We start from the raw sequence: 11,838 nt of genomic DNA, 5'->3' as shown, positions 1-11,838 counted from the left end.
GGCGCTTGAGCCAAAGGCAGAAGCCGTTGCGCTCCCAGTACAACACTTTGACGCGGTTGCGGTGGCGATTTAGAAAGACGAAAAGCACAGGGTCGAACACCGCAACTTTGATGTCCAGTTCGACCAATGCAGCCAGGCCGTCGATGGACTTTCGAAAATCGACAGGCTTTGGGTAGAGGTACACTTTTTCAACGCTGGCATTGGGACGCATCATGGTGATGGGCTCCTGATGGAAATCGGGAGCACAGCATCAGCCGTCAGCTATCCGCTTGGAATGTGGAGTTCATGGAGCGGATACTGTGAAACGACAGGACTCCGTCGTTATTTCTCCACGGACAGTAGCGAGCGCATGCTAGGCCGATTCCGCGTGTAAGCCTTAGGGCTTATTCGTAGCTGACAGGTGCGACCTTCTTAGTGAAGGTGACAATAAAGTCCTGCATCAGGGAGGTCGCTTTTTTGAGTCATTCGCGCTGACGCCGGCCATGCGATCGGCGGGCGCGTGCGTCATGGCTGAGCTTGATGTCAGCTACCGTCAGACCGACAATCCTGAGTGACCGTGTGATGCGAACCGACAGGCGTGATCGCCTGAGGAGGTTTTCAAATGAGTCCCTCATCGCCCACCATCCTGCAGGACCGGGCCGCGGCCGGGCGACGTCTGGTGGAACCGCTGCTCAAATACGCTCATCGCCCCGATGTCATCATCCTCGCCTTGCCCCGTGGCGGTGTGCCGGTGGCCTATGAAGTGGCCGCCGCACTGGACGTTCGTCTGGACCTGATGGTGGTGCGCAAGCTGGGCGTTCCGTCTCATCAAGAATTTGCCATGGGCGCCATCGCCAGTGGCGGCATACAGATCCTCAATGAACATGCACTGCGGGTTCACCCGATTGACCCGGCTACGTTCGATGACGTGGTCGCACGGGAAACCCGGGAGCTGCTACGTCGCGAGCAGCTTTACCGGGGAACGCGCGCGCCTGTGCAACTCAAGGATCAGGTGGTGATCCTGATCGACGACGGCCTGGCGACAGGCGCCTCGATGATGGCGGCGATCCACGCGGTGCGTGCGCAAGCGCCGTCTCGTATCGTCGTCGCCGTGCCGGTGGCACCGATAGAAACGGCGGAGGCGCTACGCCGCGAGGTGGATGAGCTGATATGCCCGCTCATTCCCGACTGGCTGATGTCGATCAGCCGTTGGTACATGGACTTTACCCAGACCTCGGATGCAGAGGTCATCAAGCTGTTGCAGCGGGCGTGGCAGCGAGAGTCCAGCGCCGCACAGCAACGCTCCGGTCATAGTTGATAAGGATCAGAGCCTTCACTGGATAACGCGTTGCCTGGCGTGCTTCACTCAGCGTTCTCGAGTCAAGGATTCTTCCATTGCGATACGACCTCACGAGCCTGGATCTTTTCATCACGGTGGCGCAGGAGCGCAACCTGACCCGCGCTACCTGGAGCAAATGATGAGTGCTATCACCCCCGCAGTGCTTGAAGATCTCGCCCCGCAAGGCGTCCTTCGTGCAGCGATCAATTTCGGTAATCCGGTATTGGCTCAGCAGGGCCAAGATGGATCGCCACAAGGCGTCTCCGTCGCATTGGCCAAGGCACTGGCGCAAGAGCTTGGCGTGCGTCTGGAGATGGTGACGTTCGACGCCGCCGGTAAAGTGTTTGCCGCGCTGGAGGAGGGGGCCTGGAGCCTTGCGTTCCTTGCCATCGAGCCCGTGCGCGAGCAACAGATCGCGTTCAGTGCGCCCTACGTGATCATTGAAGGCACTTACCTGGTAGCGGCCGATTCGCCCTTCGTGGCCGTCGAAGATCTCGATCAGCCAGGATTGCGGCTGGCGGTCGGCAAGGGTGCGGCCTATGACCTGTTCCTCGCGCGCACCTTGAAACACGCGCAGCTGGCGCGGGCGGAAACCTCCGCCGCTGCGGTCGACTTGTTCTTCGACAAGGACCTGGATGCCGCGGCAGGCGTGCGCCAACCGTTGCAGAAAGTAGCCGATGCTGACCCGCGTTATCGCGTGCTTGAAGGGGCCTTCACGGCCATTCGCCAGGCAATGGCTGTGCCTCGAGATCGAGAGGCAGGTGCTGCTTATGTGAGGGCATTTGTGGAGCGTAAAAAAGCAGAAGGGTTCGTGCACGCGGCACTGAAGGCCAGCGGTCAGGCGGATGTCACGGTGGCGCCGCAGGCTGCGATCTTTTGATCCGCTGATATTGACTCTGTCCCACGGGATAGAGCCTAAGGTCGTCCTCGCCAAAACGGATGTTTGTTCAAGCGAGGGGGACAGTTGTATGAGTCAGTTATGTTTGGTCACGGGCGCCAATGGGCATTTGGGCAATACCTTGGTCAGAGCCTTGCTCGATCAGGGTTACCGAGTCCGCGCCGGGGTTCGTGATGTGAACGATTCGGCAGCGTTCGAGGGGCTGGATTGCGAAAGGGTGTATGCCGAACTGCTCGACGAAGCGGCCATGCTCGAGGCGTTGAACGGGGTGGACTTGTTGTTTCAGGTTGCGGCGGTGTTCAAGCACTGGGCGAGGCATCCGTACGCCGAGATTATCGAACCGAATGTGGAAGGAACACGTCGCGTTTTGCAGGCGGCGGCGAAGGCCGGGGTCAAGCGCGTGGTGTATGTCAGTTCCGTTGCGGCCATCGGTCAGAACGGGCTGCTTCTGGACCCGGGCTTTCATTTCAATTTTGTCGACGTGCGAGATGTCGCCCTGGGGATGATCCTCGTTCTTTGCAGCGATGAGAGGCACCATCTCGGCGAGCTTGAAACCGGCGACCTGTGCCCGGCGGATCAGGCGCGCGAGCGTGAGGTGATGTGAGGTGTAGACGCGATATTGACCCTGGCGATCCGGTTCCGGGATCAACCCCATCTGTTCGTAAAGTCGAATGGCTTTCGGGGTGCAGCCGGTAAGCCCGGCGAGTCTTCCAATGAACATCAGCAATCCTTCTCGCCACGCGAGTCGCTATCGAAAATCCGCAAGCCATCCTATCGCAGCCCGGTTTGCTTGCAAGCCATTGTCTGTGAAGGGTGATACCTGACGGCGAGAGCGGGTTCAGTTTCGCTGGACCCGCTGATCATCATCGCCACTAGCGACTCAAGAGGGATGCGCGATCTCTAGCCAATCTTCAAACCGGGTCGCTCCGACAATGGGGTTATCGCCTGGCGTGAGGGACTTGTCATTGATCGGGGCGCCGAAGTAAGGAACCGTGTCATCCGAGACGGCTTCGCGCGGGTCCTTGGTATGTTTCAGGTACTCACTCACGAATTCGACAATGGGTCGGCGATCCGGCCCGGCCACTTCCACGGTCTGATTGATCGGCGCTTTTTGAGCGATAGCCGTCAGTGCGGCCGCGACATCGACCGAGGCCACCGGTTGCAGGGCGGCGGACGTTAAATGGATGGTGTTGCCGTCCTCGCGACCCGAGTAAGCAATGGCACCAATGAACTCGAAGAACTGCGTGGCGCGCAGGATGGTGTAGGGAACACCCGATGCCTTGATGAGTTTTTCCTGGGCCATTTTGGCTCGGAAATATCCGCTGTCGAGCATCCGTTCGGTGCCGACGACTGACAGGGCAACATGGTGTTTGGTGCCGGCAACCTTCTCGGCAGCGAACAGGTTATGCCCGGCGGTCTCAAAGAAATGCAACGCCGCGTGATCCTCGAATGAGGGGGAGTTGGCCACGTCGACCACCACCTCGGCGCCCTTGAGCGCGTCCGCCAGGCCCTCGCCAGTGATGACGTTGATGCCGGTACTCGGTGACGCCGCTATGACTTCATGCCCCTGATTCTGGAGGTTCTTGCAGACATTGCTGCCAATCAGCCCGCTTCCTCCAATGATGACGAATTTCATGGCCGGTCTCCCGATGCGGTGTGTTGGGACAGTCATTAAACACCCGGACAGCGGCCCTATCGGGGCGGACACTTGCGTGGGCCGACAGGTGGTCGGAAGTCTGAGCGGCAGGTGGAATTAACGGCGTTTGTTTGCTTTAGTCCACCTATCGCTGGCTCACGTGTGCGGCGCCTCAGCTCATGACGGGAGCCCAACCGGAGAATCCCATGAAACACCGATTCCCGACCTGCGCCGTGCTGGTTGCCGCCCTTGCATTCGGCGCGATGCCTTGCGTCCAGGCGGTCGAATACACGCAGGTCAATGAAACCGCAAGCACGATCTCCTTCACGTATAAACAGTTCTCCTCGCGGGTATACGGCACGTTCGGCAAGTTCGAGGCCACGCTTGATTTCAACACGGCAAAACCATCAGCAGGCCGGGCCGCGCTCACCATCCAGCTCGACAGCATCGATGCCGGAAGCAGCGACGCTAACAGCGAACTGAAAAAACCGGCCTGGTTCGACACGGCAACGTATCCTGTGGCGAAGTTTGTGTCGACCGGCGTGAAGGTACTGGGCAACAACCGTTACTCGATCACCGGCAAACTCACGCTCAGGGGGATCACGCGTGAAGTGGAGGTGCCGGTCCTCTTGAAGGCCGAGAACGCCATCGGGATTTTCGATGGGCAGTTAACGCTCAAGCGCAGCGACTTCAAAGTCGGTGAGGGCGAATGGGCCGACGGTGTCGTCTCCGACAAGATCAATATCCGGTTTCGGATGGTTGCGCCGCAGCGGTAACACGCATGCGGGGTCCCAAGTGGTCATTGCGAGTCATGAGGCGGGCTCATCAATGGCGGCCGACGATCGTTCCCACGCTCCCGCGCGGTGCATCTGCTGACACGCGAAGGGTGCGCCGTTCTGGATGTGATTCAGGCGCGGGCATTGCAGCGGGAGGAGGGGTTTAAAGCTACCGTTTAGTTGTGTCGCCTCTGGCCTCATCGCGAGCAAGCTCGCTCCCACAGGGGATTTGTGAACGCCACAGATCCAATGTGGGAGCGAGCTTGCTCGCGATGGGGCCTGGGCATCCAGCATTGCTGTCGACTGACACACCACCTTCGGTCACGTCAGCACGTTATGATAGGCACGCCCGCGAACACACTCTTCACGTCCGCCCCAGAGTCAGAGCCACGAATGCCCCAGATCACCCATTTCAAAACCCCGTGCCCCGAGCACATCAATAGCCAGATCCTGCAGATGGTGGTCGATTACCTGACCGACATCAGCATGATCGCTATCACGCCGAGCAATCTGTTGTACAACGTGTACCAGTACGCGATCGGCTACGAGGTTCACCTCTATCTGGAAGCATTGAACGGGGCGAAAGGGATTGCGGTGGAATTGCTCGTCGCGACCGACGAAGACGACCCCGAGAAGGTCGTCGGCTTCCTGCTGTACCTGCCGGTCAAGGACGATCCCGATGCATGCGGTGTTGCGTATATGGCGGTGAGTGCCAGCCATCGGCGTCAGGGTGTCGCCCGAAAGATGCTGCGGGAGATGGTCGGCCGCTACCCTCATGCCGAGCTGACGTGCGCGGTCGCCAAGGTTCCTTATTTTGAGGCTATGGGGTTTCAGGTAGTGGGCGTGCGCGCGACTCAGGTGTTGATGAACACCCGCGATCACGGCACTGATGGCTTGATGGCCGTGCTGGACGTGGCGTCGATCTACAGCTCGCTCGAGGTGCGACAGATTCATACGTACCTGCTGCAAAAACACGGCAAGCGGGCCATGCTCGATGCGGAAAAACAGCGTGACCGGCATCTGGACCAGATGACGCGCAAGGTGAATGAGTTTGTTCGGGAGCGATTGGGTGAAGGGGCGGTGCCAGCTCCTTCACCTCGACTGCGGTTGGTCTAGTTGCTTCGACTCAACGCAAAAAAAGCCCTTGGTGCGGACAACGCGCCAAGGGCTTTTTCATGTCTGGATTTCGCGCAGTTAAAAAAGAGCCTCAACGCTCTTTGATGGGGAGGAAGTAGAGCCCTTGAGGCTCAAGATGCGCATGAAACAAGTGGTGAGCTTGTTGGGGGTTCAGTTCACTCACCACCTACGCAGTGGCTTGAGCAAACAAGCGGCTGCGTAGAATCATCGTAGAAAGTTGGGGGTTGGCGCTCAAGTACCGCTAGTCGAATCCATCTTTCTGGTGTCAGTTTCCGCGATGTTTCCAACGTCGCCACGGGCACTTCTTTCGACCATTGCAATGATGGTTTCGTACAGCTCGTCCTGTGCCTGCACGGCGCTGATTTCTGCATTCGCGGCGGCGTGTGACAAAGCTTCCGCCGCACCGAGCATCGCCCGCAATCCCGCTGCCTTGATCTCACCCACGCCAGCGAAAGGGGCGAGGGCGGTTCGGCACTTGTTCAGGAAAATAGCTTCGTACTCGCGCTTGATCTTCTCCAGTTCCGGGGAACTGGCCAGTGCCGCGATGACGCCGGGAATCTCGTTGCCCTGAAGCAGCACGCAGTCGACGTATGACGAAGCAATCACCCTGGCGGTGCCGGGTAAAGTCGGTTCGCTGTCCTGAAGCGCCGCATCCATCAGTGCAGTCTGCCGGGCATCGAAGTCTTGATAGAGCGCCGCCAACAGCCCGGGGCGCGTCGTGAAGTGATCGTACACCACCGGTTTGGTGATCCCGGCTAGCTCGGCAAGTCGCCCCAATGTCAGCGCGTCCGTACCTTCTTCCCGAACGAGTTGCCAGGCGACGTCCAGCAACTGGCGTTGGCGGTCCTCCCGGGACATTCGTCGTCGCGGTTGCGGCGTGGAATCTTGCGCGTCTGTTTCGGTGGTTGACATGGCTATGTACCAAAAGTAACTTACTGATCGTAACTTACCAAGAGTATATAAGGTCCGCCTTGTGCTCTCAATCAGGAGTTTCCAGCATGCACGCGCTTATCGTTGTGGCTCATCACGATCCTCGTTCGCTTACCCATAGCCTGGTTGCGCAAGTCGCTCAGGGCATCACCCTGGACGATCCCGGTCATACCGTTGAAATCGCCGACCTCTCGGCCGAAGGGTTCGATCCGAGGTTCAGCGCCGCTGATCTGGCGGTGCATCACCGGGAAGCGCGGCCTCCTGCTGATGTGGTTGCCGAGCAAGCGCGGATAGACCGCGCCGATGCGGTGGTGCTGGTCTATCCCGTCTATTGGTGGTCGATGCCGGCGCTGCTCAAGGGCTGGATTGATCGGGTGTTCGCCAACGGCTGGGCGTTCGATTTCACTGCCGATGCCAAGCTGGAAAAGAAGCTTGGCCACCTGCGGGTTCACCTGATCGGTGTGGGCGGTGCCGACGCTGCCACCTACGCCCGGCACGGTTATGCCGAGGCCATGAGGACGCAGATTGACCATGGCATTTTTGATTATTGCGGTGCGCGGGTGGTGACGTCCGAGTTGCTGCTCGAATCGGAAATTCAGGACCCGACGGTGCACCTGGACGCCGCGAAAAGCTTCGGTCGCGAGCTCTTTGCGGCATCCAGACACCTCAATCCTGATAGCCCTGTTCACCCGGCCAGCCCGCCCGACGCAAGGCGTTGAGCAACGTCCCGGCATCCAGTCCCGGTACCGCATGGCCATTGCCTTCGGCGGTGTCGGAGGCCAGTAAGGCATTGATGATTGCTTCCTCCACCGCTTCAGTGGCGGCCAGGAACAACTCGCTGATGTGGTCGTTGTTGACCATGCTCAGGTTGTCGGTGGTCGGCGCACGCTTGCTCTCGTAAGCGGCCGGCGGCACGTGTTGATTGCCGGTGGCGAAGGCGATGAAGATGTCTCCGCTGTGGTCTTCATTGCCGCCGCCGGTGCGGGCCAGGCCGAGGCTGGCGCGCTGCGCGAGGCGCGTGCACTGATGCGGCAGCAACGGTGCATCGGTGGCCAGGCAGACGACGATCGAGCCCATACCCGGATGCGGCAAGGACGCCTTGAGAAATGGCGAGTCGGCCTTTTCCATGTAGCGCCCGACCGGGTAACCGTCGACCCGCAGTTCGTTGCGGATGCCATGGTTGGCCTGGACGATGGCGCCGACGGTCCAGCCGCCCTGAGCACTGTTCAGACGTCGCGAAGCGGTGCCGATCCCACCCTTGAATTCGTGGCAGATCATGCCGCTGCCGCCGCCGACAGCGCCTTCGATCACCGGACCACCCACCGCCGTGCGCAGGGCTTCGGCCACATGTTCAGGCTTCACGTGGAAACCGTTGATGTCGTTGAGCAGACCGTCGAAGGTTTCCAGCACCACTGGCATGTTCCAGTAGAGTCGCCCGTCATCGGGCTGGTTCTGGCGATCCAGCGTCACCAGCGCATCGCGCACCACACCCAGGCTGTGGGTGTTGGTGAAGGCGATCGGGCTGGTCAAAAGACCTGCTTCGCGAATCCATTCAAGACCGGTCGCATCACCGTTGCCATTGAGCACATGGACGCCGGCAAAGCATGGTTGCAGGCTGGTAGAGCCGGCACGCGGCTCGATCACGGTGACGCCGGTCAGGATGTCGCGGCCGGTCGAGGTGCGTCCTCGCACATTGCTGTGGCCGACCCGTACGCCGGGCACATCGGTGATGGCGTTGAGCGGGCCGGGTTGCAGTTGGCCGAACTGGATGTTCAGGTCGCGGGCACGTGGTTTCATCGTTTCTCTCATCTTCAATTCATTCAAAAAATTATTGGCTAACACAATCCCTGTAGCAGCTGGCGAAGCCTGCGTTCGGCTGCGAAGCAGTCGTGAAATCAGGCAGTGCGTTGTTCCAGGTAGACCGAGATTTCAGAATTTACGACTGCTGCGCAGCCGAACGCAGCCTCGCAAGCTCGACAGCTGCTACAGATCCCATCGGGTTCACTGACCGTTTTTGACTTTGCTCCAGATCCGCGTCCGCACGCGCTCGGTGGCGGGCGGCAAGGGCTGAAGCGTGAATAACGTGGCCATGGCTTCGGCCGACGGATACACGGCAGGATTGTTGCGGGTCGCTTCGGCCACCAGTGGCGTCGCGCTGCGGTTGCCGTTGGGGTAGGAGAGGTGATCACTGACCGGCGCTATGACGTCGGGACGCATCAGGTAGTCGATGAAGGCCAAACCCTGTTCCGGATGTGGTGCGTCCTTGAGCAACACCAGGGTGTCGAACCACACCGGCGCGCCTTCTTTCGGCAGGCTGTAGGCGATTTTCACCCCATTGTTGGCCTGCTCTGCATTGGTCTTGGCTTCCAGCATCGCGCCGGACCAGCCCACCGCCACGCAAATGTTGCCGTTGGCCAGGTCGCTGATGAACTTGGACGAGTTGAAGTAGGCGATGTGTGGACGCAGCTTGAGCAGCAGTGCTTCGGCCTTTTTGTAGTCCTCGGGGTTGGTGCTGTTGGGGGGCAGGCCGAGGTAGTGCAGGGCGACCGGCAACATCTCGGCCGGCGAGTCGAGCATGGCCACGCCGCACTGGCCGAGTTTGGCCAGGTTTTCTTCGTTGAACACCAGGTCCCAGGAGTCCACCGGCGCCTTGTCGCCCAGCGCGGCGCGGACCTTGTCGATGTTGTAGCCGATGCCATTGGTGCCCCACAGATACGGCACGGCGTACTGGTTGCCCGGGTCGTTGTTGGCTAGTTTTGCCAACAGGTCAGCGTCCATGTTTTTGAAGTCCGGCATCTGAGCGTGGGGCAGAGGCGCAAGGGCGCCGGCCTTGATCAGGGTCGGCAAGCTGAAGTTGCTGGCCACCACCACGTCGTATCCGCTGCGGCTGGTGAGCAATTTGCCCTCCAGCACTTCGGCACTGTCGAAGGTGTCATAGACCGGCGCAATCCCGGTGTCACGCTTGAAATCCCGCAGGGTCGTAGGGCCAATGTAGTCATACCAGTTGTAGACGTGAACCGTCGGGCCCTCGGCGGCAACCGCCGATAGCGAGACCGACAAACAGGTGCCCAGTCCAAGATTGATATACGAGCGGTGACGACTCATGATGCGGCACTCCTGGCCTGTTGCAGGCCGGTGATGATCAGGTGCTTGCAGCGTATCGGCAGGGAGTGGACTCACCCATTCCCATCATGGGTTACTCGAAAGGGGTAGGGCGTGGACGCGTTGTTGAAAGAGTTACCGGTGCACCAAGGGTTGGCGCGGGTATTTGGTGCCTTGGGGCAGGACGGGTTCTGGCGTGCGCTGGTCGACACGCTGCGGCTGCTGGTGCCGATGGACAACGCGTTGGTCGCGGTAATGCGGGCCGGGCGGGTGCCGCGCCTGCTGATCGACTTCGACTCAAAGGGCGGTGCTACCGAGCAAGAAGAACTGGCGGATTACAGCGCCGGCATGTACCTGCTCGATCCGTTTTATCAGGCCGCCTGTGCCGGCATTGTCGACGGCTTGCACAGCCTCGAATCGGTGGCCCCCGACCAGTTCCAGCAGAGCGAGTACTACCTGAGCTATTTCCGTACTGTGGTGGGCGGTGACGAGTTGCAGTTCATGGTCAACGTCGAGGGCGGCGTGCTCGGTTTGTCGTTGGGACGCTCGACGCGATTCACGCTTGAGGAACAGGGGCGCCTGCTTTGCGTGCGCGATTGGGTGCTGGCGGCGATGCGCCGTCACCTGCAATTGATGCCGCCGGAAGGACCGGCCGCCGAAGCGGTGGCCGGGGATCTGGCGACCCTGCTGGATCGTTTCGATGCGCGCCTGTCGGTGCGGGAAATCGAAACGGCACGGCTGATTCTTCAGGGCTTCTCAAGCAAGGCCATCGCCCAGCAGATGGGCATTTCCCCGGAGACGGTGAAAGTGCACCGGCGCAATCTCTATCACAAGCTCAATGTGAATGGGCATGGTGAGTTGTTTGCTTTGGTGTTGCAGCCGCATTGAAATCAACATCAAAAGATCGCAGGCTTCGCCAGCTCTACAGGGTGTACGCCATCCCAACGTAGGAGCTGGCGAAGCCTGCGATCTTTTGATTTTTAGCTAGCCAGCCTGAACACCAGCGCCTTCAACCCGCATTCAACATCGGCGTCCGGAAACTCCGGTGGATTATCCAGCCGTTGCTCGAAACGCAGGCTCGGTGCTTCGCGGGTGACGCCGTCGATGAGGAAGTCCGCACCGAACGCCGGATCGTTCATGCACGCCAGCACCGTGCCCTGTGGGCTGAGCAGTTCCGGCAGTCGGCGCAGCACGCGCTGGTAGTCCTTGGTCAGCAGAAAACTGCCTTTCTGAAAGGACGGCGGGTCGATGATCACCAGGTCGTAAGGGCCCTTGCCAATCACCTTGCCCCAGGACTTGAACAGGTCATGTCCGAGGAAAGTCACCTTGCTCAGGTCGTGGCCGTTGAGTCGGTGATTGTCGCGGCCACGGCTCAGGGCCGGGCTGGACATGTCCAGATTGACCACGTGCGTTGCTCCCCCCTCGATGGCCGCTACCGAGAATCCGCAGGTGTAGGCGAACAGATTCAGCACGCGCTTGCCCTGGGCATTGGCCCGCACCCAGTCGCGGCCATAACGCATGTCGAGGAACAGGCCGGTGTTCTGTTTGCGGCCCAGGTCCACCCGGTAATGCAAACCGCCCTCGGTGATCGTCATCTCGTCGATCGCGTCCCCCAAAAGCCACTCGGTGGTGCTTTGCAGCAGGTAGCGATGTTGCAGCAGGAGCGTGTGCGCGCCGGATTGCGTCCACGCAGGCGAGTGCGTGACATCCATCAGCTTCTGTTTCAACGCTTCCAGCTGCGACGCGTCGGGTTCCTTGAACAGCGACACCAGCACCACGCCCTGCAACCAGTCGACAGTCAATTGCTCCAGCCCCGGCCAGCACCGGCCACGGCCGTGGAACAGCCGGCGGGTTTCGGCGGGGGCAGCCGCCAGAGCCGTCAGTAAATGGTCGTGGAGGGTGGAGAGAGCGTCAGCGTTCATCGGGCAGGGCCAGCAATTTGTTGGGGCGGCATTTTAACCACAATTGAGCCAAGCTCGCTCCCACAGGCTATTGGGGGGTAGTTATCACGTTTAATTTAACTTTACGTGAGGATTTGGCG

At 60.1% G+C, this 11,838-nt stretch carries 12 protein-coding genes and 2 pseudogenes; 7 read left to right on the top strand and 7 right to left on the bottom strand.

Annotated features, from left to right (window positions below; translation table 11 throughout):
• The coding region (gene tnpB, locus CUN63_RS00890) for an IS66 family insertion sequence element accessory protein TnpB (protein WP_165353219.1) at positions 1–211 on the bottom strand (211 nt) is incomplete at its 3' end.
• Positions 212–601: 390 nt separating this feature from the next.
• Here tnpB and CUN63_RS00885 point away from each other — a divergent pair.
• The 3 genes and pseudogenes from CUN63_RS00885 to CUN63_RS00875 all read left to right on the top strand — a co-directional run.
• The gene (locus CUN63_RS00885) at positions 602–1,297 is read left to right on the top strand and encodes a phosphoribosyltransferase (RefSeq protein ID WP_129436785.1); all 696 of its coding nucleotides are present in this window, start codon (positions 602–604) and stop codon (positions 1,295–1,297) included.
• Between the two features lie 160 nt (positions 1,298–1,457).
• Complete coding sequence (locus CUN63_RS00880; RefSeq protein ID WP_129436784.1) at positions 1,458–2,198, top strand: transporter substrate-binding domain-containing protein; 741 nt, start codon at positions 1,458–1,460, stop codon at positions 2,196–2,198.
• Between the two features lie 88 nt (positions 2,199–2,286).
• Positions 2,287–2,727 (top strand): annotated as a pseudogene (locus CUN63_RS00875) (NAD-dependent epimerase/dehydratase family protein); the annotation flags it as partial.
• Positions 2,728–2,814: 87 nt separating this feature from the next.
• On the opposite strand, the pseudogene CUN63_RS32520 reads toward CUN63_RS00875, so the two are convergent.
• Together CUN63_RS32520 and CUN63_RS00865 are read right to left on the bottom strand one after the other, a co-directional pair.
• Positions 2,815–2,937: pseudogene (locus tag CUN63_RS32520) on the bottom strand (MerR family DNA-binding transcriptional regulator); the annotation flags it as partial.
• A 159-nt stretch (positions 2,938–3,096) separates the two neighbouring features.
• The gene (locus CUN63_RS00865; protein ID WP_129436783.1) at positions 3,097–3,852 is read right to left on the bottom strand and encodes an SDR family oxidoreductase; all 756 of its coding nucleotides are present in this window, start codon (positions 3,850–3,852) and stop codon (positions 3,097–3,099) included.
• 206 nt (positions 3,853–4,058) lie between these two features.
• Between CUN63_RS00865 and CUN63_RS00860 the strand changes: the two genes are divergently transcribed.
• Both CUN63_RS00860 and CUN63_RS00855 read left to right on the top strand, forming a co-directional pair.
• The gene (locus CUN63_RS00860) at positions 4,059–4,628 is read left to right on the top strand and encodes a YceI family protein (RefSeq protein WP_129436782.1); all 570 of its coding nucleotides are present in this window, start codon (positions 4,059–4,061) and stop codon (positions 4,626–4,628) included.
• 393 nt (positions 4,629–5,021) lie between these two features.
• Positions 5,022–5,744: a GNAT family N-acetyltransferase gene (locus CUN63_RS00855; RefSeq protein ID WP_129436781.1), complete on the top strand. Its 723-nt coding sequence runs from the start codon at positions 5,022–5,024 to the stop codon at positions 5,742–5,744.
• 252 nt (positions 5,745–5,996) lie between these two features.
• Here the strand turns inward: CUN63_RS00855 and CUN63_RS00850 are convergent, their stop codons facing one another.
• On the bottom strand, positions 5,997–6,677 hold the full coding sequence (locus CUN63_RS00850; RefSeq protein ID WP_129436780.1) for a TetR/AcrR family transcriptional regulator: 681 nt from the start codon (positions 6,675–6,677) through the stop codon (positions 5,997–5,999).
• Positions 6,678–6,763: 86 nt separating this feature from the next.
• Here CUN63_RS00850 and CUN63_RS00845 point away from each other — a divergent pair, with 86 nt between their 5' ends.
• On the top strand, positions 6,764–7,414 hold the full coding sequence (locus CUN63_RS00845) for an NAD(P)H-dependent oxidoreductase (protein ID WP_129436779.1): 651 nt from the start codon (positions 6,764–6,766) through the stop codon (positions 7,412–7,414).
• Here the strand turns inward: CUN63_RS00845 and CUN63_RS00840 are convergent.
• A complete protein-coding gene (locus CUN63_RS00840) occupies positions 7,362–8,492 on the bottom strand; it encodes a P1 family peptidase (protein WP_129436778.1) in 1,131 nt (376 codons plus the stop codon). The two genes, CUN63_RS00845 and CUN63_RS00840, sit on opposite strands and share 53 nt — an antisense overlap.
• A 204-nt stretch (positions 8,493–8,696) precedes the next feature.
• Positions 8,697–9,800: an extracellular solute-binding protein gene (locus CUN63_RS00835; RefSeq protein WP_129436777.1), complete on the bottom strand. Its 1,104-nt coding sequence runs from the start codon at positions 9,798–9,800 to the stop codon at positions 8,697–8,699.
• A gap of 111 nt (positions 9,801–9,911) precedes the next feature.
• Between CUN63_RS00835 and CUN63_RS00830 the strand changes: the two genes are divergently transcribed.
• On the top strand, positions 9,912–10,685 hold the full coding sequence (locus tag CUN63_RS00830) for a helix-turn-helix transcriptional regulator (RefSeq protein WP_129436776.1): 774 nt from the start codon (positions 9,912–9,914) through the stop codon (positions 10,683–10,685).
• Positions 10,686–10,777: 92 nt separating this feature from the next.
• Here the strand turns inward: CUN63_RS00830 and CUN63_RS00825 are convergent, their stop codons facing one another.
• On the bottom strand, positions 10,778–11,719 hold the full coding sequence (locus CUN63_RS00825; RefSeq protein ID WP_129436775.1) for a class I SAM-dependent methyltransferase: 942 nt from the start codon (positions 11,717–11,719) through the stop codon (positions 10,778–10,780).
• Between the last annotated feature and the right edge of the window lie 119 nt (positions 11,720–11,838).

The sequence above is a fragment of the Pseudomonas sp. ACM7 genome (genome assembly GCF_004136015.1).
Taxonomy (GTDB): domain Bacteria; phylum Pseudomonadota; class Gammaproteobacteria; order Pseudomonadales; family Pseudomonadaceae; genus Aquipseudomonas; species Aquipseudomonas frigoris.
Note: the sequence above shows the minus strand (reverse complement) of the source record. Positions and strands in the feature narration are given on the sequence as shown.

Bases quoted from the DNA above. Each gene is read 5' to 3' on its own strand.
- CUN63_RS00885 (WP_129436785.1), top strand. From the start codon at position 602: ATGAGTCCCTCATCGCCCACCATCCTGCAGGACCGGGCCGCGGCCGGG.
- CUN63_RS00880 (WP_129436784.1), top strand. From the start codon at position 1,458: ATGAGTGCTATCACCCCCGCAGTGCTTGAAGATCTCGCCCCGCAAGGC.
- CUN63_RS00865 (WP_129436783.1), bottom strand. From the start codon at position 3,852: ATGAAATTCGTCATCATTGGAGGAAGCGGGCTGATTGGCAGCAATGTC.
- CUN63_RS00860 (WP_129436782.1), top strand. From the start codon at position 4,059: ATGAAACACCGATTCCCGACCTGCGCCGTGCTGGTTGCCGCCCTTGCA.
- CUN63_RS00855 (WP_129436781.1), top strand. From the start codon at position 5,022: ATGCCCCAGATCACCCATTTCAAAACCCCGTGCCCCGAGCACATCAAT.
- CUN63_RS00850 (WP_129436780.1), bottom strand. From the start codon at position 6,677: ATGTCAACCACCGAAACAGACGCGCAAGATTCCACGCCGCAACCGCGA.
- CUN63_RS00845 (WP_129436779.1), top strand. From the start codon at position 6,764: ATGCACGCGCTTATCGTTGTGGCTCATCACGATCCTCGTTCGCTTACC.
- CUN63_RS00840 (WP_129436778.1), bottom strand. From the start codon at position 8,492: ATGAAACCACGTGCCCGCGACCTGAACATCCAGTTCGGCCAACTGCAA.
- CUN63_RS00835 (WP_129436777.1), bottom strand. From the start codon at position 9,800: ATGAGTCGTCACCGCTCGTATATCAATCTTGGACTGGGCACCTGTTTG.
- CUN63_RS00825 (WP_129436775.1), bottom strand. From the start codon at position 11,719: ATGAACGCTGACGCTCTCTCCACCCTCCACGACCATTTACTGACGGCT.